Source organism: Rivularia sp. UHCC 0363 (genome assembly GCF_034931125.1).
Classification (GTDB): Bacteria; Cyanobacteriota; Cyanobacteriia; order Cyanobacteriales; family Nostocaceae; genus Rivularia.
The window spans coordinates 44,095-63,821 of record NZ_JAYGHM010000050.1 but is presented as its reverse complement, the minus strand read 5'-3'; the positions used below and the strand labels follow the sequence as shown (position 1 = coordinate 63,821).

The 19,727-nt window shown below is 56.5% G+C and carries 20 protein-coding genes and 1 pseudogene; 13 read left to right on the top strand and 8 right to left on the bottom strand.

Annotated elements, in window-relative coordinates; all coding sequences use genetic code 11:
- Positions 1-7: 7 nt before the first annotated feature.
- From VB797_RS24350 to VB797_RS24320, 7 genes and pseudogenes are all read left to right on the top strand, one after another.
- Positions 8-697, top strand: a pseudogene (locus VB797_RS24350) (IS982 family transposase); the annotation flags it as partial.
- A gap of 258 nt (positions 698-955) precedes the next feature.
- Positions 956-1,585, top strand: a complete 630-nt coding sequence (locus VB797_RS24345; protein ID WP_323240326.1) for a TetR/AcrR family transcriptional regulator — start codon at positions 956-958, stop codon at positions 1,583-1,585.
- A 309-nt stretch (positions 1,586-1,894) separates the two neighbouring features.
- On the top strand, positions 1,895-2,518 hold the full coding sequence (locus VB797_RS24340) for a TMEM165/GDT1 family protein (protein ID WP_323240325.1): 624 nt from the start codon (positions 1,895-1,897) through the stop codon (positions 2,516-2,518).
- A gap of 255 nt (positions 2,519-2,773) precedes the next feature.
- Positions 2,774-4,114 carry an N-acetylmuramoyl-L-alanine amidase gene (locus tag VB797_RS24335; RefSeq protein ID WP_323240324.1) on the top strand — a complete coding sequence of 447 codons (1,341 nt, stop codon included), beginning with the start codon at positions 2,774-2,776 and terminating at the stop codon, positions 4,112-4,114.
- 41 nt (positions 4,115-4,155) lie between these two features.
- Positions 4,156-4,995, top strand: a complete 840-nt coding sequence (locus VB797_RS24330; protein WP_323240323.1) for a 3'(2'),5'-bisphosphate nucleotidase CysQ family protein — start codon at positions 4,156-4,158, stop codon at positions 4,993-4,995.
- A 248-nt stretch (positions 4,996-5,243) separates the two neighbouring features.
- Complete coding sequence (locus tag VB797_RS24325) at positions 5,244-5,681, top strand: pentapeptide repeat-containing protein (protein ID WP_416350929.1); 438 nt, start codon at positions 5,244-5,246, stop codon at positions 5,679-5,681.
- Positions 5,682-6,028: 347 nt separating this feature from the next.
- Positions 6,029-6,727, top strand: a complete 699-nt coding sequence (locus VB797_RS24320) for a Crp/Fnr family transcriptional regulator (protein ID WP_323240322.1) — start codon at positions 6,029-6,031, stop codon at positions 6,725-6,727.
- Between the two features lie 21 nt (positions 6,728-6,748).
- On the opposite strand, the gene VB797_RS24315 is transcribed toward VB797_RS24320, so the two are convergent.
- On the bottom strand, positions 6,749-7,273 hold the full coding sequence (locus VB797_RS24315) for a hypothetical protein (protein ID WP_323240321.1): 525 nt from the start codon (positions 7,271-7,273) through the stop codon (positions 6,749-6,751).
- A 64-nt stretch (positions 7,274-7,337) separates the two neighbouring features.
- Between VB797_RS24315 and VB797_RS24310 the strand changes: the two genes are divergently transcribed.
- The 3 genes from VB797_RS24310 (at position 7,338) to VB797_RS24300 (ending at position 9,254) form a co-directional block, all read left to right on the top strand.
- Positions 7,338-7,814 carry an NUDIX hydrolase gene (locus VB797_RS24310; protein ID WP_323240320.1) on the top strand — a complete coding sequence of 159 codons (477 nt, stop codon included), beginning with the start codon at positions 7,338-7,340 and terminating at the stop codon, positions 7,812-7,814.
- A gap of 122 nt (positions 7,815-7,936) precedes the next feature.
- Complete coding sequence (locus VB797_RS24305) at positions 7,937-8,803, top strand: TIGR02587 family membrane protein (protein WP_323240319.1); 867 nt, start codon at positions 7,937-7,939, stop codon at positions 8,801-8,803.
- A gap of 88 nt (positions 8,804-8,891) precedes the next feature.
- Positions 8,892-9,254, top strand: coding sequence for a TIGR02588 family protein (locus tag VB797_RS24300; RefSeq protein WP_323240318.1), 363 nt, complete (start codon positions 8,892-8,894; stop codon positions 9,252-9,254).
- On the opposite strand, the gene VB797_RS24295 is transcribed toward VB797_RS24300, so the two are convergent.
- Complete coding sequence (locus tag VB797_RS24295; RefSeq protein WP_323240317.1) at positions 9,239-9,592, bottom strand: cupin domain-containing protein; 354 nt, start codon at positions 9,590-9,592, stop codon at positions 9,239-9,241. The two genes, VB797_RS24300 and VB797_RS24295, sit on opposite strands and share 16 nt — an antisense overlap.
- 219 nt (positions 9,593-9,811) lie before the next feature.
- Here VB797_RS24295 and VB797_RS24290 point away from each other — a divergent pair, with 219 nt between their 5' ends.
- On the top strand, positions 9,812-10,747 hold the full coding sequence (locus tag VB797_RS24290) for a methylenetetrahydrofolate reductase (protein WP_323240316.1): 936 nt from the start codon (positions 9,812-9,814) through the stop codon (positions 10,745-10,747).
- Positions 10,748-11,153: 406 nt separating this feature from the next.
- On the opposite strand, the gene ispD is transcribed toward VB797_RS24290, so the two are convergent.
- Entirely contained in the window at positions 11,154-11,831 is a 678-nt protein-coding gene (gene ispD, locus VB797_RS24285) for a 2-C-methyl-D-erythritol 4-phosphate cytidylyltransferase (protein ID WP_323240315.1), read from the bottom strand.
- Between the two features lie 25 nt (positions 11,832-11,856).
- Positions 11,857-12,246, bottom strand: coding sequence for a hypothetical protein (locus VB797_RS24280; RefSeq protein ID WP_323240314.1), 390 nt, complete (start codon positions 12,244-12,246; stop codon positions 11,857-11,859).
- Positions 12,247-12,800: 554 nt separating this feature from the next.
- Between VB797_RS24280 and VB797_RS24275 the strand changes: the two genes are divergently transcribed.
- Complete coding sequence (locus tag VB797_RS24275; RefSeq protein ID WP_323240313.1) at positions 12,801-14,210, top strand: GAF domain-containing sensor histidine kinase; 1,410 nt, start codon at positions 12,801-12,803, stop codon at positions 14,208-14,210.
- Position 14,211: 1 nt separating this feature from the next.
- Here the strand turns inward: VB797_RS24275 and VB797_RS24270 are convergent, their stop codons facing one another.
- The 3 genes from VB797_RS24270 to VB797_RS24260 all read right to left on the bottom strand — a co-directional run bounded on the left by VB797_RS24270 (position 14,212) and on the right by VB797_RS24260 (position 18,054).
- Positions 14,212-15,588 (bottom strand): TldD/PmbA family protein, encoded by a 1,377-nt coding sequence (locus tag VB797_RS24270; RefSeq protein ID WP_323240312.1) that lies wholly within the window; start codon positions 15,586-15,588, stop codon positions 14,212-14,214.
- The gene (locus VB797_RS24265) at positions 15,585-17,108 is read right to left on the bottom strand and encodes a TldD/PmbA family protein (RefSeq protein WP_416350928.1); all 1,524 of its coding nucleotides are present in this window, start codon (positions 17,106-17,108) and stop codon (positions 15,585-15,587) included. The genes VB797_RS24270 and VB797_RS24265 overlap by 4 nt, the downstream gene beginning before the upstream one ends.
- Before the next feature lie 97 nt (positions 17,109-17,205).
- Positions 17,206-18,054, bottom strand: coding sequence for a DUF6671 family protein (locus VB797_RS24260; protein ID WP_323240311.1), 849 nt, complete (start codon positions 18,052-18,054; stop codon positions 17,206-17,208).
- Between the two features lie 138 nt (positions 18,055-18,192).
- Here VB797_RS24260 and VB797_RS24255 point away from each other — a divergent pair, with 138 nt between their 5' ends.
- Entirely contained in the window at positions 18,193-18,849 is a 657-nt protein-coding gene (locus VB797_RS24255; protein ID WP_323240310.1) for a cytochrome b N-terminal domain-containing protein, read from the top strand.
- 16 nt (positions 18,850-18,865) lie between these two features.
- Here VB797_RS24255 and VB797_RS24250 read toward each other — a convergent pair whose 3' ends face one another.
- Complete coding sequence (locus VB797_RS24250) at positions 18,866-19,687, bottom strand: NAD-dependent epimerase/dehydratase family protein (protein WP_323240309.1); 822 nt, start codon at positions 19,685-19,687, stop codon at positions 18,866-18,868.
- Positions 19,688-19,727 lie beyond the last annotated feature (40 nt).

Genomic DNA, 19,727 nt, shown 5'->3' with positions numbered 1-19,727 from the left:
CTGAGACTACCTCGACAAAGTCCAACGCCAGTGGCGGAGCGCTTTTCCAAGCTTGGTCAGCTATGGACGCTTTGTGGAGTGGATTCCCAGCACCTTGCTGCCGTTGTGTGCCTATCTGCGCTCCTGTTTTGGCCGTTGCACTGGCATCAGTTTCCTCGATTCGACCAGCCTGAAAGTCTGCCACAACCGCCGCATTCATCAGCACAAGGTGTTCAAGAACCTGGTGGCGAGGGGCAAAACCTCGGTGGACTGGTTCTTTGGCTTTAAGCTGCATCTGGTGGTCAATGACCAAGGCGAACTGCTCAACTTCACTCTAACTCCGGGGAATATTGACGACCGTAAGCCCGTTCCCAATCTGCTGCAACGACTCATTGGCAAAGTGTTTGCGGACAATTGCTATGTCTCGCAGAAGCTGGCACAGCAATTGTTGCAGACGACCGGGGTACAACTGATTACCAAACTCAGACGCAACATGAAACAGCGCTTGATGGCGTTGAGCAACCGTTTGATGCTTCGTAAGCGAGCCATTGTGGAAACAGTGATTGACCAGCTCAAGAACATTTCACAGATTGAACACTCTCGCCATCGTTCCCCAGTCAACTGTCTGGTAAATGTGGTCTGCGGCCTCATTGCCTATTGTCACCAGCCGAAGAAGCCCTCTATCGCGATTGACCACCATTTGCTCCAGGCTGCTTAACCCGAACTCACGTTAAATATTTCATAGGCTTACCGTGCAGCTTTAAGAGTACCGCTGCGGCTTCAATAGCTTTCTCCAGATGAAACCGGAATTGGATTGACATAAGCCTTCTAGATGAGTGCTTCAGACTGGCACAGCTCTATTGTAAGCTCTCGTATCTTGCTTTACATTCCGTCCGAGGTTTTGAGAGATTTCAAGGGCACTCTATCGCTTAGCGCTGAGTACCGCTAAGATAGGCAGATAGAACTAGCGGTTGCCATGCGCCTTTTTTCCGCCCCACCTCCCACCGAAGCAGAAACTCAGACCCGCATTTTGAAAGCCGCCCAAAAGCTGTTTGCCAGGCGCGGCTATAACGGCACGACGACTCGCGATCTGGCTCAGGAGGCTGGCGTCGCGGAAGGGACGCTGTTTCGCTATTTTGAAAACAAAAAGGCGATTCTAGTAGCCGTGGCCACGCAGGGCTGGATTGACATTTTGACTGATCTGCTGACCGAGCTGAGCGAAATGGCCAGCTACAAGGCCATTGCCCAGGTGATGCGAAAGCGGATGCTCAACCTGCACCAAAACGCCGATCTGCTGCGGGTTTGCTTCATGGAAGCCCAGTTTCACCCCGAACTCTCGGAGCAGATCCAGAGCGAGGTGATCGTCAAGATGACCGATGTCGCCGAAGCTTTTTTTGAAACCGCGATGGATCAGGGCATCTACCGCCGCATGAATCCCCGCATCGTCGCCCAAATTTTTCTGGGCATGTTCACGATTGCCGGCTTCAGCCGCGACACGATTACTGCCGGCGACAGCTCGCCCCAGGCAATGCTGGAAATGGCCGAGGGCATGGCCGATATTTTCCTCAACGGCGTGCTGGCTCAACCTGAGCCGGGTTCAGCTTGAGGCAGATTTGACAAGGCGCGCGCTCCGCAGCTAAATTTAGAGCTGAATGAAGGGGAGTAGCTGCGGGTTGCACAGAGATTCTAGAACGAGTTTTAGAGAGGTTTTAGAAGCAAGGGTAATCTAGCCGCTTAAGTCAACATACTGGTGATGAACCTGGCTTAAGTAACAGATCAAGACGTTCAGTCTAGATTTGAAGTGAGACCTTCACTGAGTTCACGGCGATTTCGCAGAGTGAGCTTGGTGGAGTCTTATGGGTTCATCAAGCTCGCTCAAATTGGATCGCGATCCTCTATGAGCTGGAGCTTGACTATGCCAACAACGCTGACTGCCTTCACCGCCGGACTGCTGCTGATTACCGTTTCAGAGCTGGGCGACAAGACTTTTTTTATTACCGCTATTTTGGCGATGCGCCATCCGCACCGTCCCGTGCTGATTGGGGCAATCTCGGCATTAGCTGCCATGACCCTGCTCTCCGTGCTGTTGGGGCAGGTGGCGATGCTGCTGCCGCCAGTTTACGTCCAGTGGGCTGAGGCGATTTTGTTTTTGGGCTTTGGCCTGAAGCTGATCTACGCGGCGCAGAGCATGTCAGATCAGCCCGCTGTGGCCGAGCAAGTCGAGGCGCTGAAGGTGGTGACTGCGGCTGAAGCCAAGCTTCCCAAGCGGCACGAGCCGGGCATTATCATGGAAACCTTTGGGCTGGTGTTCGTGGGCGAATGGGGTGACCGAACGCAGATTGCGACGATTGCGCTGGCGGCTGCCAATCCGCCGGTTGGGGTGGCGTTGGGCGCAATTTTGGGTCACGCGATCTGCGCTGTGCTGGCGATCGCCTGTGGCCGGATGCTCTGTGGCCGCATTTCTGAACGCATGATTACACTGCTGGGAGGCGGCCTGTTTTTAATCTTTGCCGTCGTCGGCTTCTATAGGCTGCGCTAGGCTGGGGCTTCTGGATGTCAAGAAGATTCTGTTAAGTCGTCAATCTATCTGCCGTTCTCTGGTATCTTAAGTGCGGACAAGCGCCAGTATTTCTGCAGAGATCTGCTGGCCGAAGCGCCCTGTGAGTTCCCCTAATGACCGTAGGAGTAATCCTGTCTCGTGAAAGTTGATTCAATATTTGCTGGCGGGCCCAATCTCGCAGCCAGTCTAGCAGCCAGTCTAGTTACTAGTTTGGCCGGTGGTTTAATAGGCGCAATGCTGCTGGTGCTGCCTGCCGAGGCGGCGAAGCTGCAATCCTGGCAGTTTGATCGGGCTCAAAACCAGCTTAGCTTCAAGACCGATGAGCCCGTTCAGCCCAGAGTTCAGTTTCTTACCGATCCTGCTCGGATCGTGATTGAGCTGCCCAATACTAGCCTGGAGCGCCGCCGACTGCGCCAAAACGAAACGGGCGCCATCGACGAGATTCAGATCCGTCGCGAGGACGACGATCTGGCTCAGATCATCATTGAGCTCGACAATGACTACACAATCGATCCCGCTCAGGTAATCGTGCGCGGCACCAGCAGCACCGGCTGGACTGTGCAGCTCCCTGAACCGCAGCCCCAGAGCCGCAGTCAGCGTCGCGCTAGCCGCAACCAGCCTGCCGTTGCCGTTGCCGTCATTCCCTATGTCGAAGCGGCGACGCTGGAGGCGATTGAGCTGAGCGGCAGCCAGGTAATTTTGCGCAGCGATCGACCGCTGAGCGGCTACAGCAGCGGCTGGGATCAGGCCACCGCCAGCTACCAGATCACGCTGCCAGAGACAGAGCTGGCTCGAGGCTTCACGACGCCCAGACCTGAGCCGCGCGGCGCCTTACTCAGCCTGCGGGCCAGACAGCAGGGTACGAGCGTTGTGCTGTCGCTGATGCCCGCTCCCGGCGTCCAGTTCGGCGAACTGACGGCGAGTGGCTCCAGCCTAGCGCTCAACCTGACCGGTCAGGCACAGCGCCGAGGGCAGATTAGCCGCAGTCCGCTGCCGCCGCTGGATCAGCTGCCCAACGTAGCCAGCCAGCGAATTAAAGTGGCAATTGACCCAGGGCATGGCGGTCGCGATCCGGGCGCAGTCGGCATTGGCGGCCTGCGCGAGACGGATGTTGTCCTGCCCGTGAGCCTGAAGCTGGCCGAGATTCTGAGAAATCAGGGCGTTGAGGTGGTCATGACCCGGCAGGACGAGCGCGAAATTGACCTAGAGCCGCGCGTCAGCCTGGCCAACCGCACTGATGCTGACCTGTTTGTTAGCGTTCACGCCAACGCGATTAGCCTCAGTCGGCCTGATGTCAACGGCATTGAAACCTACTATTATTCGACTGGTGCGGCCAAAGTCCTGTCCGAAACGATCCAGGAAAGCCTGCTGGATGCAACGGGCTCCAATAATCGCGGGGTGAAGCAGGCGCGGTTCTATGTGCTGCACCATACCCACATGCCTGCCACTCTCGTAGAGCTGGGGTTTGTGACGGGCGCTGAGGATGCTCGCCGCCTTGCTGATCCGCAGTATCGCGAGCTGCTGGCCCAGGGAATCGCGCGCGGCATTCTGCACTACATCACCGAAAACTTCTAGCCTTCTAGCCCTTTCGGATCGCCGGCTTGCGGCCTCTACTCATGCCTCACCTTTCTCCTGATCAGATTAGCGCTGTCTGTCGGCTCATTCAGAGCGCTGGCCAAACGGTTCGCCAAATGTCAGGCCAAGCATTCCAGGTCTATGAAAAGGGCAGGCAAGACTATGTAACAGATGTTGATCGGGCGCTCGATCAGCAGATTGCGGCTGGACTGGCGGCTTTGTTTCCAGACGATCCAATCATCACTGAGGAAAACCCAGATTCCTGGCTGGCGTTTGGCAGATCCTCCCGCCGACTCTGGCTGATTGACCCGCTCGACGGCACGGATGATTTTATCCAGGGCAGCGATGACTATGTGATTATGATCGGTCTGTCGATTGCCGATCAGCCGGTGCTGGGCTGGCTCTATGCGCCCGTTTCCCGTCAGCTTTACTATGGCGGACTCGACGGCCTCTATCAAGCTGCCGCAGAGGCCGCGCCGACGGTTCTACAGCCCGTTTCCCCGCCTCCACCTAGCTCCAGCTTCTGCCCGATTTTAATTGGCCATAAAGATCGCCAGCGGTTTGGAGCAGCTCTGAAGCGGCAGATTCCAGCCGCTCAGTTTAGCTATGTGGGCAGCTTCGGCCTCAAGGTCATGCAGGTGCTGCTGGGCGGGGCTGGCCTCTATGTTTACTTCAACCGGCGCGTCAAGCTCTGGGATACGGCAGGCCCGCTAGCGCTGGCCAAAGCTGCGGGCTTGGTCTGCTGCGATCTCGAAGGGGAGCCGCTGCGCTTCACGCCTGACGTGATTGACGCCGCCAACTTGGCGCATCAGCAGGCGATCATCATCGGTTGGCCTGACTATATTGAGGCGCTGCTGCCGCTGATCCAGCAGGCTGTTTAGATGGAGTTAGAGGTGGTCTTCGCTCAACTCCACCAGCAGGGTGAGGCGCACCGCTGGGCTGAGGCGTAGACTGGGGGTAGTCGAAAGCAGGATAGATGCGGTCGGTCAGACCGATCCCGTCGCTTGAGCAGATCTCTTGAGCAGATCTGGAATCTTTTTAAGCTGAAGATTACCGGAATCCCGCAGTCGGCTGCTGTAGTTAGCCGGATGTGGCCTTGGCTGCATCTGCAAGTCATCTGGGGGAAACCATGAAACTTCATATTTTTACATTAGCCAGCGCTCTAGCTAGCCTGCTGCCGATGCTGATGGGCATGCCTGCCCAAGCGGGTCAGGCCGAGGTACAGCAGCTAGTTGAGACGCGAGCCTGTGCGGGCTGCAACCTGAGCAATGATAACCTGAGCAACCTGCATTTAATTGGCGCTGATCTGCGGGACGCCAACCTGCAGGGTGCCAATCTGAGCGGCACAAACCTGGAAGGCGCAGATTTGACAGGAGCAAACCTAACCGGGGCCAATCTAACAGAGGCATTCTTGACCAACGCCATCTTGACCAATGCCAACCTGACCGCAGTGAATCTGACAGATGCCAAGATCTATTTTGCTGATGTCTCAGGCGCCACGCTGGAAGCCATTAACTTGACCGGGGCCGAGGTTTACGGCACTGGTATCAGCATTGGCGGCGAGTGAGGCTGACTACAAAATTGCCTTAGCTGATGCAAATTCTGAGCTGTCTCTAAGCTATGATAGCTGAGACCCTGATCCCTGATCCGTGATGCCCTGATCTCTGTAGTCAGTCGTGAATCCACGTAAATTTTTGCTCGAAAAAACTAGCTACGCTTGAGTCCTCACTAGTTGAACATTTTTTCGAGAATTTTACGGCGCTCTGGTCAAGCGTCAGCACATAGCAAATTGTAATAAGACTATACTCCCCTTACGAGAGCCCCTTACGGGTTTAAACCAGTATGACAATGGGTCAGACTCGTTCTCAGTCATTGCCACCTTCTAGCCCCGCTCTTTCGCAATCGCATGGTTTCATGCAAGATCGGCAAAATCGTGAGTCTAAAGAATCAGCTTTGATTCGCTCCAATGCGTTCTTTGAGGGCTTGCCAGAAGCCAGCATTGAACAGGCGCTAGCGCATGTGGTTGTACGCAATCACCCTGCTAATCAGATGCTGCTGCTGGAAAACGATTGGGGCAGTTCGGTCTATTTTATTTTGGAAGGCTGGGTCAAGATTCGCACCTATAATCTTGATGGCAAGGAAGTAACGCTGAACATTTTGGGTCGCGGCGAGCTGTTTGGCGAAATGGCAGCGCTCGATGAAGTGCCGCGCTCAACTGACGTAATCACGCTGGTGCCCACCGCAATCGGTAATATGCCGGCCCAAGACTTTGTGCAGCTGCTCAACAGCGAGCCCAAATCAGGCGTGCGGCTAGCCCAACTCATGGCCAGACGGCTGCGCCAGGTTAACCGACGGCTGCGGCTGCGCGAATCCGACAGCGTTTCCCGCGTGGCCGATATCCTGCTGTTTTTGGCAGAAGGGCAGGGCAAATCGGGCGAGCAGGGCATCGAAATTCCCAATCTGCCGCATCGAGAGCTGAGCAGCCTTAGCGGACTAGCCCGTGAAACCGTCACTCGCGTCCTCAGCAAGCTAGAGAAGAAAGGGCTAATTCAGCGAGAGCGCGATCTGCTCTGTATCCCTGACGCAGAAGCTCTAGAGCGCACGCTAATGTAAATTCTGCGGCGGCGACCACCATCAAAGCCTGTAGAGCTGGTGATACTGCCGGCACAGGCTGTTGAGGGCAGCAACGGTGACGGCTTGCTCAAACTTGGCTGGAAAGGTTGAATCAGACTGAATTTCAGCGAGCTGCTCGGCGCTACCGCCATCCTTGAAGAACAGACAAATGGTTTGGCCATAAGCTTCGATAGCATCTGGATCGAGACTCTGGCTGTAGCGCAGCGTTTCAACCGTTGCCACCTGCCGAAACTGTTGCCAAAACGGAGCAGAATTGTACCAAGCCCAGTTGCGCTGCTGCTGGCAGTAAGGCTGGAGGGGCACGACTTCTCCTACCGTATCCAGCGCCAGATAGCCAGACAGATTATAGAGCCAGCAAATGCCTGCTGTATTCAAGTCAAAAGCGGGCGGAGCAGCTTCTGGCTGGCTGGAAGGCTGCGAGACAGACTGTGCTGCTGCTGGAGTGGGCCAGAGGCCGATCATTAGCAGCAGTGCGTAAAGCTTGAGCATTGTTTTGACAAACAGGTTTGGCGTACTCTTGCGCACAGATTGCGTACAGATTTGGCGTACCGTGGTGAAGCAGCTTTAGCTTCAGGCTTCTGAGAACCCTATGCAACATCGAATTCGAGCAGCAGCGCTGATCACTCAGGGCGAATCTATTTTGCTAGTCTGTCACAAAACGCCGCAGACAGGCAGGCTCTGGTGGATTCCGCCGGGCGGCAAGCTAGAGAGCTTTGATCAGACGATTTTTGACTGCGCTCAGCGTGAAGTTTTTGAAGAAACGGGGCTATTAGCCACCTGTAGCCGGATCGCCTACATTCGAGAATGCCGCGATCTGCAGCTAGGCGTGCAGCATCTAGAGCTATTTTTAGTGGCGGATGCCTATTCAGGCGAACTTACGCTGGCTCATCAGCCGCCCACCGAACCCGACACCGAGATGATTCAGGAAAGCCGCTGGATTTCTCGATCCGAGCTGCCCGATTTAGTAGTTTATCCAGAGATTCTGCAGCAGGATTTCTGGGAAGATTTAGCGGCAGGCTTTCCAGAAACCCGGCATTTAGGCAGCCACGATTTTAATATCGTCTAGCTCGATCTGGTGAATCTAGTCTGGCCCAAAGATCTAGCTGAGATCTGACTTTCGGCAGTTTCTCGCTGCCCCAAATTTGGCGAGACTGGATCAGCCTCTAGATGAGCCTAGAGCTTACTTAAATGAGACCGATTAGCCTACCGAACCAGCGCCAGTGGCAGCAAGAAATCGCCGAGCTAGTGCGCGGCATGTCGGGCGGCTTTTTGTTTGGCGTGCCGCTGCTTTACACCATGGAAGTCTGGTGGATCGGCTCTTATCTTGAGCCGTCCTTGATGCTGATAATTTTGGCTGTCACTTTCGTTATTCTGTTTCTGCTCAACCGAACTGGCGGATTCCGGCAGCTCAAACTCGATCAATTTTGGCAGGCGGCGATGGATAGCGTTGAAGCTCTAGCCCTCGGCGTTTTTTGTACGTTGCTGCTGCTGCTGCTGCTCCGGCAGATCACGCTCCAAACGCCGCTGAACGAGGCGCTGGGCAAAATTGTCTTGGAAGGCGTGCCGTTTGCGCTGGGCGTGGCGCTCGCGCGCTCAATTATGCAGGGCGGTCGGGAAGGAGACGATGCAGATTCAGACGGCTCTGCCCAAGATAACTACAACGCCACGCTAGCCGATATTGGCGCAACGCTAATTGGCGCTATCTTCATCGCCTTTAACATTGCCCCAACCGACGAAGTACCGATGCTGGCTGCTGCGACTTCACCCGCCTGGCTGCTGGCCATCATTGCCACCTCGCTGCTGATTTCCTATAGCATTGTGTTTGCTGCCAACTTCACAACCCAGGCGCGGCGACTGCAAACCGAGGGGCTGTTTCAAAATCCGTTTGTGGAAACCGGGCTGGCCTATCTGCTGTCGCTGGGAGCCGCTGCCGCCATGCTCTGGTTTTTTCAGCGCCTCAGCTTTGCCGATCCCTGGACGAGCTGGCTGGCGCAAACGTTGATTCTGGGCTTGCCCGCAGCCGTGGGTGGAGCCGCAGGACGACTGGCTGTTTGAATTACCTCAAGTAAAGTTTAATTCCACATCTATGAGCACAGGTCGCAGATCGCGTCGTCCTTTCAAAATCCCGGCGGAATGGATTACCTTGGCAATTTCAGCCTTGATTGTGGCAGTGCTGGTAGGGCTAGTGCTGCTGAGCTGGATCACGCAGAGTCGCGAACCGCCCATTTTGAGCGTCCAGGCTGAGACAATGCGGGTATCGGGAGGGCAGTTCTATATTCCGTTTACTGTGGAAAATATAGGCGGCGGTACAGCCGAGTCGGTGCAGGTCGTCGGTGAGCTGCGGCAGGCGAATGGAGATCAGAGTGGAGATCAGATCTTGGAAAGTGGCGAACAGCAGATCGATTTTCTGGCGAGCCACGAACAGCAGTCTGGCGCGTTTATCTTCAAGCAGAATCCCCAAACTGGCCGTCTCAGCCTCAGAGTCGCGAGCTACAGGCTGCCCTGATCCGCCACCCGCAGCCCAAAATAGGTCAGCACCAGCTCATCGCTCCCCGTATTCTGCACCTCATGCACTTCTTGGGCCTCGACCGCCACACAGCAGCCCGGCAGCAGCGGATAGTCCTGACCGTTGATTAAGATTCGGCCCTGCCCCGATTCGACAAAGAACACCTCGCACATATCGCGATGAGCATGAGCAGCAGCGCTCTGGCCGGGAGCAAACCGCGCTTGCGAGAAGTTGGTCAGGTGCGGCAAATCGCCCAGACGCAGCATCACCTTTTTTTTGATTGCCGGATTATGAGAGACTGATTCTTCAGGCAGACTGTCAAGGGCGCTCCGCTTCATGATTTTTCTAGCTCATCAAAACTCATGGCTCAACCTTGAGCTTAACCTTCAGCAACCTTGAACACCTAGCAGGGGTCAAAACAATGCAAAAGCTTGATTCTTTTAACAAGATTGCTAGTTTCAACTGCCAGAAAGCGATCGACCTTGCTAGGCTGCTGTTCTAAGTCTTAATACTCCAAGTCTCGATCTAATACCCTGCTTCTCAACAGAGCTTTTGCTATGTCTAACCGCCTTTCACCTGATTTGCCCCCGTCCGCCGGTCGATTTCGCCAGGCGATTCAAGCTCAAGAGTTTTTGATTACAGCAGAGGTGATGCCTCCCAAAGGCGGCAACCCGGCCCATATGCTAGAAATGGCAGCGCTGCTAAAAGGGCGTGTCCATGCGATCAATATCACCGATGGCAGCCGCGCCGTGTTGCGCATGTCGTCGCTGGCCGCTTCGGTGCTGTTGCAGCAGCAGGGGCTAGAGCCAATTTGCCAGATGGCCTGCCGAGATCGCAACGCCATTGGTCTACAGGCCGACCTGATGGGCGCTGAGGCTTTGGGCGTTCGCAATATTCTGGCGCTGACAGGCGACCCAATCAAAGCGGGCGATCACCCCACGGCTCGCAGCGTTTTTGACCTAGAGTCAGTGCGGCTGCTGCGGCTGATTGACAAGCTGAATCGCGGCCTAGACTTCAACGACCGGCCTCTGCCTGACGGTGCAACTTCGCTGCTGGTGGGCGGCGCCATCGATCCGCAGTGCAAGAGCTGGTCGGGACTACAGCGGCGGTTTGAGCGCAAGCTAGAGGCCGGAGCGCAGTTTTTTCAAAGCCAGCTCATTTCTGATTTTGAGCGGCTCGAAAAATTTATGGATCAAATTGCAGCCAGCAGCGGCAAGCCAGTTTTGGCCGGTATTTTTCTGCTCAAATCGGCTAAAAACGCCCAGTTCATCAACCGCAACGTGCCGGGCGTGCAGATCTCCCAGGACACAATTGAGCGACTAGAGCGGGCTGCCAATCCGCTAGACGAAGGCGTACAGATTGCGGCTGAACAGGTGCAGCTGGCGCGTCAGCTCTGTCAGGGCGTCCATTTGATGGCGGTGAAGCGCGAAGACTTAATTCCGCAAATTTTAGACCGGGCTGGCATTGCGGCTGTGACTGAGCCCACAGCCTGAGCCAGCGGCAAGCTGGCCGCGCGGCTTCCTCGCTGACGGTATTGAATGACGGTATTGATCGATACTGGGGTAGCTTCATCTGGGCTTCATAATAAAGTGATGGGTGTCACCCCTCTTGTAATCTTTTTAGCAGCTTGCGATTATAGGCCCTAGTGACGATTTTCAGGAACTCCAGCCCTCAAGCAAGTTTTGTTTGAGGGTTTTTTTTGGTTTTGAGCCGTTTCAAGAACTCAGCCGAGCAGCGTGATATCGGTACTGGCCCAATGTATCGCTAAAGATGGGCTCTAGATGATATCACGGATAGTTCTGACAAGATTCGCCAGGCAAATCTCTGCCAAATCTCTGCCAAATCTCTGCCAAAGATAAGTTTTTCTCACTCGCTAGCAGGGTTAGGGCTTGACTGGCTCTAGCGATGCTGCAAAATAAAGGCGGCAATCGTCAAATCCATTGGAGTTGTGACCTTGAGGTTGGTCTCTTCACCCAACACCAAGCGCACAGGCAGCTCCGCTTTTTCAAACAAAGCCGCATCATCTGTGACTTCCCAACCTTGCTGCAACCCCTGCTGATGGCACTGCTTCAGAGTGTTCACCTCAAAGCCTTGCGGCGTCTGAGCTGCCCAGAGCTGGCTGCGGTCTGGCGTACTGGCAACCAGACCATCCGCCCCCACTAGCTTGATCGTGTCTTTGACAGGAACCGCCGCCACCAGCCCCAGACTGTCCTGCAGCGCCGCCGCACAGCGGTCAAACAGGTCGGGCGTGGCCAGACAGCGCGCGCCGTCATGAATCAGAACTCGCTCAGCCGCCACAGGCAATCCCTGTAGTCCGCAGTAAACCGAAGCCTGTCGGGTGGCGCCACCCTGGATAAATGCGACGGGCTGACTCAGATTTAGCTGGGACAGAATCTGCTGGAAGTCCTGCCAGTCCTGGGGCTGGCCTACAATGCCGATCCAGTCTATGGCCTCAGACTGAGCCGCAGCCTGCAGCGTCCAGGCAATCACGGGCTGACCGAGCAGCGGCAGCAGCAGCTTGTTACGGTCGCTGCCCATTCGTCGGCCTGAGCCAGCTGCGGGAATTAAGAGATGCATGGCAGATCCTCTTGCCTTCGGGCTATTAGAGCTGATTAACAGCTGATTGACTCACGCCAGCCGGCACTTTCTGAGCGATCCGGTTGCGCAGCTCAGCCATCAGATCTTGGTTGGAGCGGTGAGCCTCCCAGCGGCCAGAGTGCTTTTGGTCAATCTGCCAGCTACCCGACATCGAGTTGGCATCTTCGGAGATGGTGCCAACATAGTCAATCGGCATGGGAGATGAGGTGAGATAGCGCTTAGTAAACCGAATGCTGCGGCCAATCACCTCGCCGCTGATGCGGGCCTCGCCTAGCGCATTGTCATCTAGAATGCTGCCGCTGAGACGGTTGTCACCCAGCACGAGCGTTGCTTCAAATCGAGTGGGGCTGTCGCCTTGCCAGTAGGTGCCCAGCCATGCTCCGCTAATATCCATAGTTTGCCTCCGCTCGTCATCTGGGTGCGCCTCACCTCAGTTTTCTCACCCTACCATTTCCCTTGAAACTCTGTCCGTATTTTCTAGTAGGCCAGCAAGCTTGCCAGCTAGGCTGATATCTCAAATTTCTGTAGTTTCCGTAAGTACGCTGGTTGGCTGAGTAAAATTTGGTGCTAGTCCAGTTAAGCTATACATTAAATGGAGAATCTGGTGCAGCCTGCGGTCTGTGGTATTTGTCCTAGTACCTGTCTTGTGAACGGCCTATTCTGTAGGCTACTCATCGCATGGGCTGACTTATAGGCTGACTTAGCTCATCTTGTCGTAGCTACCTGAAGCGCGGCCTATGAATTGGCTCATAAATTAGCTTAATAGATTGGTCTGCAAACAGTCTCGATCCAACTTGTCTCAAGCCAAATTGTCTCAAGACTGTTTCACCTCAAGACTATCTCAGCTCCTGCAATCATCCTGGTAGCGATCTCGTCAGATCCATCCAGATCGCTAACCTACAGAGCTGCAGAACTGAATGATTATCGCCCTCTCAAACTGCTGATCCCATGCAGCCCAGTCGCAACACCTCGATTCGAGCCGTGCCACCTCTGCCCAAGCTCATAGATACTTGCGTTGCCCAGCCTGGAATCTATCGCGAGCCGTCTAGCCCAACCGCTCAGCGGCCAGAAGCCCAGAAGCCAGAAGCCCAGAAGTCAGAAGCTCAACTTCAGCAGGCGCTTAGCTTTGAAATCTTGCTGCGTCAGATTATAGAGCGACTGCACAGCAGCCTCGACCCAGACCAGGTTTTGCAGACGGTAGTTCGAGAGCTGGCAGTGGGGCTGAATGTCAAAGGCTGTAACCTGGCGCTCTACGATCTCAAAGCAGGCAGTTCAACCCTGCGCTACGAATGTCTCCGCTCTGAGATCCCGGTGCCGCTTGACCAGACCGTTCAGCTCGATAGCTTACATCTCTACCAGCAGCTGCTGCAGCGTCAGTCGGCTCAATTTTGTCGGCTGGAGCTGCACCGAGGACGCCCTACCCGCTCGCAGATGGTCTGTCTGGCCTGTCCTATTCAAGATGCCGAGGCTGTACTGGGCGATCTGTGGCTATTCAAGCCCAGAACGCAGAGCTTTAGCCCAGCAGAACTGCGGCTGGTGCAGCAAGTTGCCGAACAGTGCGCCATTGCTCTGCGGCAGGCTCAGCTGCATCAGCAGACCCAAGCCCAGGTTGAGGCGCTAGAGCAGCTGCACCAGCGCAAAGACGACTTCCTCAGCACCGTCTCGCACGAGCTGCGAACGCCAATGTCGAATATTAAAATGGCGGTGCAGCTGCTGGAAATGAACCTGGAGCAAATCGATCCCGCCCAGTTCGCGCCGCTTCAGCGCTACCTCAAGATCCTCAAAGATGAGACAGCCCATGAGATCACGCTGATCAACGATCTGCTAGATCTGTCCCGACTAGAAGCCGGCATAGATCCCCTGGTGATCAGCACCACCAACCCTGTGTTTTGGCTGCCCCCCATTATCGAGCCTTTTGCCGAGCGAGCCAAGCTCCAGCAGCAGCAGTTTCAGATTGATCTGGCTACCTACTTGCCGCCGCTGACTACTGATCTGGGCAATCTAGAGCGGATTCTAAGCGAGCTGCTCAACAACGCCTGCAAGTATACGCCCGCCGAAGAGCGGATTATTTTCTCGGCGCGGCTGCTCAAAGCCTCGGCAGCAGTTCGCCCGCCTGTTTTCTTGTTCAGCGTTACCAACAGCGGCATCGAAATTCCAGCCGCCGAGCAAAGCCGCATCTTCGACAAGTTCTACCGCATCTCTGGCCATGATCGCTGGCAGCAGGGCGGCACTGGACTGGGGCTATCCCTGGCCAAAGGGCTGGTCGAGCGGCTAGCAGGCCAGCTGCGCGTCGAGAGCTACGCTGGACTCACCCGCTTTACGGTTGAGCTGCCCAGCCGCCCGCCGGACGAGCCGTAGGCTATAGCGTATAGGTGAACCCCTCAATCAGCGCGCCCGGCACCCAGATGCCGCCCAAGCTGCGGTTGCTGTAGCTGCCCACTTCCGGCACAAACTCCTGCGTCTCGGTTAGGTCAAGCAGCGCCTCGCCCAGGCAGCGGTAGAGGCTTTCGTCAAACCGCAGGTTTTCAATTGGGGCAACCAGCTCGCCCTGCTCCACCCAAAAGCAGGCGTAGCGCGTCATGCCGGTAATCCGACCGCTGGGTCGGTCGCTCCAGTTGAGGTAATGCAGATTTGAAAGATAGAGTCCGGTGTCGAGACTGGCCAGAATCTGGTCAGAGGCCAGCTTGCCAGGGGCGACTTCCGGCGAGCGCAGATATTCGCCGCCTGCTGCGCCATTGGCGACTTTGCCATATTCTTTGGCCGTGCGCGAGCTAATCAGCGTGTTTTTGAGCTGACCCGCCGCAATTAATGGCAGCTCGACCGGAGCGACTTCGCCCCATTCGTTGAAGCGCGGCACCAGCCCATGCCGAAAGTTTTCGCTGAGGCTGAAGCAGGGCGAGAGCTGCTTTTCGCCGCGCTGCAAAACGGCCAGAGCGCTATCGCCGCGCTGCAGGGCCGCCTCGCTGATGCCGCCCCAGGAAAACATGCCGATGATTTCAGCCAGGGCACTGGGCGCGAGATAGGTGCGGTACTGGCCGCGCGGAATCGACTTGGGCGACTGGGCCAACCGCTGGAGCTGCAGCTTCGAGTCGGCGAGCTTGGCGCTGTAGGCGGCCTGATCCCACTGGTTGCCGGCGAACGTGCCCTTGACCGCCTGGTTGTCGGGCGTAAACAGCGAGTAGTCGAGCGCAAAAGATTCGGTGGCAAACCAGTGGCGCTGTCCGGCAGAGTCGGCATAGCCCCGCATCACGCAGCCGCCGGCATAGATGCCGGTGAAGTCGAGTCCGGCCACTTCGGGCAGGAGGCTGGCAGCCACTAGATCAGGTCTGAGCAGTTGGCCAGTCTGGATATCGCGGCTGGTGGCGTCGCCGGTGGGCAGCACCAGATAGGGATCAACCGGCAGGTCGGGGACTTCTTGGCGCAGTTCGACCAGGGCTTGCTGCATCTGCGGCCAGTCGGTTTCCCAGTCGCCTGTGCAGGGAAGCGAGCGGTAGGCATTGCGCTGGTTTTGCATCAGGGTGAGCGCTAGGCTGCCGTCGGTGATGCAGCCCGTCTGGCGCACTCTGGCGGCGTTGAACCGGACAAACTGACTCTGCTCGGCCTGCAGGGTGAGCTTCAGCTGCTCGTCGGCTCTGAGTTCGGTCAATAGCGCATCTGCTAATCGGTTAAAGACCAGTTCGAGCTGCCCTATGCGCTGAGCGGCTGGGGTTTTAGATTGAATTTCAGCGAGACTCATGCGCCACCTCCGAAGACTTCGACATTGGCGAATAGACAGGCGGGCGAACCGTGACCAACTCGAATTGCCTGGTTGGGCTCGCCTTTGCCGCAGTAGGGCGTGCCATACATCTGCCAGGTAGATTCGTCGCCCACCCGCACCAGCTGATGCCAGAATTCAGGCGTGGTGGCGCGGTAGTTGGGGTTGCGCAGCGTTTTGGTGATCTGGCCGTTTTCGATCAGCTTGGCGTATTCGCAGCCGAACTGAAACTTGTAGCGCTGGTCGTCGATTGACCAGGAGCGGTTGGCTTCCATGTACACGCCATGCTCCACGTCCTGAATCAGCTCCGCAAACGAGGCGGTTCCAGGCTCCAAGTTGAGATTTGCCATCCGGTCAATCGGCGGACGGTTCCAGGAGCAGGCCCGCGCGCAGGCGACTCCAGGCTGCTCCAATCTTGCCTGACTCTCCAGGCTGCCCAAGCCACGCAGCAGCTTGCCCGACTGGATCAGATATTCACGGCTGGCGGCTGCGCCGATATCATCAAAGCTGTAGCTGGCAAATTCGCCGGGGACGCTGGGGTTGAAGGTGATGTTCATCAGCTCGGAGCCGTAGGAGAGCGAGCCAAAATCCTGGGGCTTGACGAAGCTGCCGCCGGCGTAGTTGCGCTCGTCGCCCAAAATCCGGTCTAGCTCCAGCGGATGCCCGACGCTTTCGTGGATTTGCAGCATCATCTGGTCGGGAGCCAGCAGCAGCGCCGTCGTCAGGCTGGGGCATTCGGTGGCGGTGAGCAGTTCGACGGCCTGTGCGCCAATCTGCTGCGCCTGCTGCCATAGATCGGGCGTTAGAAACAGCTCCCAGCCGCCCTGGTAGCAATGTGCCAGCTGACCGTTGTGGCTGCGCTGCTGCACAATTGCTCCGTCTTGGGCCGTTGCGCCAAAGTGGGTTTCCAGCAGCGAAAACTTTTGGTAGACCTCAGAGCCGTTGCTGCTGACAAACCAGGATTCGGTTTCGTTGGTGACGGCCATCGCGGTGGTCTGCACGATCTGGTCAGAGACTTTCAGCTTCTGGCAGAGCTGCACCAGCAACTCGTTGATCTCGGCAGGCGAGAGGGCGTCCAGCGGCTTCACATAGGGCGAGGCATATTGCCCAACCACTTTGGGACGGACGGCTGGCGTCAGGGCATGAACCGCCCAGCGGCTGGCCGCCATCGCCTGCTGTTGGGCTTGCTCAGCGGCGGCCTGCAGACCCGCAGTTGAGAGATCGTTGGTGGCTCCGTAGCCAATCTGACCGTTGACCAGCACCTCCACCATGGCCCCCTGGCTGGTCGATTTGCCGTTGCGCTGCGGCTGGCCGTCTCTAACCGAGCGCGACCCCACCGTTTCCTTCACCATCCGAATTCCCACCCAGTCAGCCGACAGCTTTAGCGCCGCTAGCTGTTCTACCAGCCTGTCTGCCAGATTGTTTGCCAGATTGTTTGCCAGATTGTTTGCCAGATTGTTTGCCAGATTGTTTGCCAGATTGTTTGAAAGTTCAGCAACCATGTATCGCGTCTTAAGTTTCTCGGATTGATTGGAGCTAGTTAAGTTTAAAGCCAGCAGCCTCAGCACAAAGTATTTGAAGCTGCGTAATCACTCTATTCTAAGGATTGCAGTAGGCGCAGTGGGCCGGATCAGCCTGACTCGCCTCAGCCGCTTTAACCTGACGGTGGCCGCAGTGCTGACAGGCATAGATATCTGCCAAAGTGAGCTCTGTGGGCTGACGGCACCAGGCGCAGGGCAGTCCAGGCTGGCGCTCGACAATATCAAACCCCGGCCAGCCGCAGCTAGGGCAGATCTGGCGGATTTTCTGCACCAGATTTTGGGTGGCCTGAGAGATCACCTGCATCCGCTGCGGGTTGTACTGGGCGCGCATGTCGGTTTCCAGCGTGACTGAGCCAGATGCCGCGAGATGCTGCTGCACGGCGCTTGCTAGCTGCTTGGCGGTAACGATGCCTTTGATCAGCTGATCTTCGGCTCTCAGGATCAAGCCATGCTGCGGAAACCCAATCTGCTCGGCAAACTGCTCGGCCTCGGCCAGCGAACGCACCTCAGCCTGAGCAAAATTTGTCTGCGTCGAGAGCGCTTCGCCCCAGATTTCTAGCTGGTTTTCTGGGTCTAGCAGCAGCACCAGCTCGCGGTTGCAGGGCAGATAGGGCAGCGCTGGATGTGGCCCAAACGCACCTTCGCTGGCAATCGCCAGATTCAAGCCCGTGAGCTGCAGGGCTTGCTCAGCCTTGATGCGGGCGGCTTCCTGCTGACTCCCGGCCCGCTTGATCTCGCGGCTGAACGTGCCAAACTGATCGGTATTGAACTCGATATCCAGCTCAGACGGCAGCAGCACCGAGATTCCTAGCTCAATTAGCAGCGGCGCTATCACCTGCTCTTTGCCATGCATCGTCGCCAGAACTGCCGTTCGATTAGCCAGCGGAACTAAGTCAGCGTCAGACATTAGGGCTCACAGCAAAACCTGTTTTTAATCATCTGCTGAAATTCTGCCATTTGGCGCAGCCAGAAATATTAAAATCTTGTTACATTAATCAATAATTCTAAATTTATTTGATGATGCCACTGAGCCGGGAGAGCCGCTATGAGAACAATTAATTTTGCCTGGATTCTGCGACGGCTGGCCACAGTGCTAGCCGTGGTTTCGCTAACGCTGGTATTGGTGGCGGCAATCACGGGCATTCTGCTGTCGTTTTACTATGTTCCAAGTTCTCAGGGCGCATTTGAGTCGCTGCGGCGCATTACTGAGGAGGTGCAGGGTGGCAGCTTGGTGCGGAGTCTGCATAATACTGCCGGCAACGCGCTGATCTACGTGGCGCTGCTGCAAATCTTCGTGATGTTCTTTGGCCGTCAGCATCAGCCTGCCTGGTTTACCGGCTGGCTCAGCGGCGGATTTTTGGCGCTCTCGGCGATTGGCTTGGGCTGGACGGCGATGATTCTCGACTGGGATCAAATTGGCTACTGGCGGCTGAAGATCGAAATGGGAACGCTGGGCAGTCTGCCGGTGCTAGGGCCGATTTTGAAGGCGGTCTTCCTGGGTGGCGACGGCATCACTACAACGACTGTGGCCCATATGTATACGATTCACAGCTATCTGCTGTCGGTGGCTGCCCTGACGCTTTCGGTCATTCACCTAGCGGCTCTGGTCTATCAAGAGCGGCAGAACATCCGCCAGCTTGCGACGGCTGAGGCACTGGAGGCGGTGGCTGCAGCTGAGAAAGAGCTGGTTACCAGCCGATAGCTAGCTCAAGCGCTGGCTAAGGCTGGGTTACGGGATGCAGGAACTGATAGCCTGCATCCCGTAACTTTTGGTTTGATACCCGCGCGTTGTAAGGGCGACTGCTGGTTTGGCTACTGTCCCAGACGACCGGCGGCAGATTCTGCTTTGTCAGGATCTGCTCAAACAGCCCGCCCGTTGTGATCGGCTCTTGCACCAGGTTGTAGATACCGCTGAGCTGCTGGGCTCTGGCAAACTCGACCGCGCCCACAATATCGTCGAGATGCACCCAGTTGCTGGCCTCGCTGCCGTCGCCCGGACGAGTCGTGCCGGCAATGCCGCTAAAGATCTTGACCAGCTCACGTCCAGCCCCGTAGATGCCGCCTAAGCGCAGGACGCAAACTTTAAGCCGATCTCTGAGCCGATTGGCAGCGCTCAGCAACAGCCGCTCAGTTTCGGCCAGAATCTCACCGTTTTCGTTGGCCGGAAAAATGGGCGAGGCTTCCGTGACCCAGTTGGCCTGCTGATCGCCATAGACGGCGTAGCTGCCAGTGTAAATAATTTGCTGCAGGCTGGCGGGTAAGACCTGCAGCAGCGTTTTGGCTGTGTCCAGATAGGTCTCTGCATAGGCCGAGCGATGCTGCGCCCCGACGCTGAGCAGCAAAACCTGCTGATCTTGCAGCAGCTCTCGCAAGGCTGCTGCGTCGTTGCCCTGCACCACGACTGCACGATTGGCAATATCCGAGAGCGCGGGCAGTCGTTCGGGTCGCGTGGTGGTAACGGTGACGCTTAAGCCCTGCTGCTGCCAGCGTTGGGCCACTGCGGAGCCGACATAGCCGCAGCCAAGAATGGTAACGTTCATAGAGTAGCGCTGTGAAACGCTGTCACCCTATCACAAATTT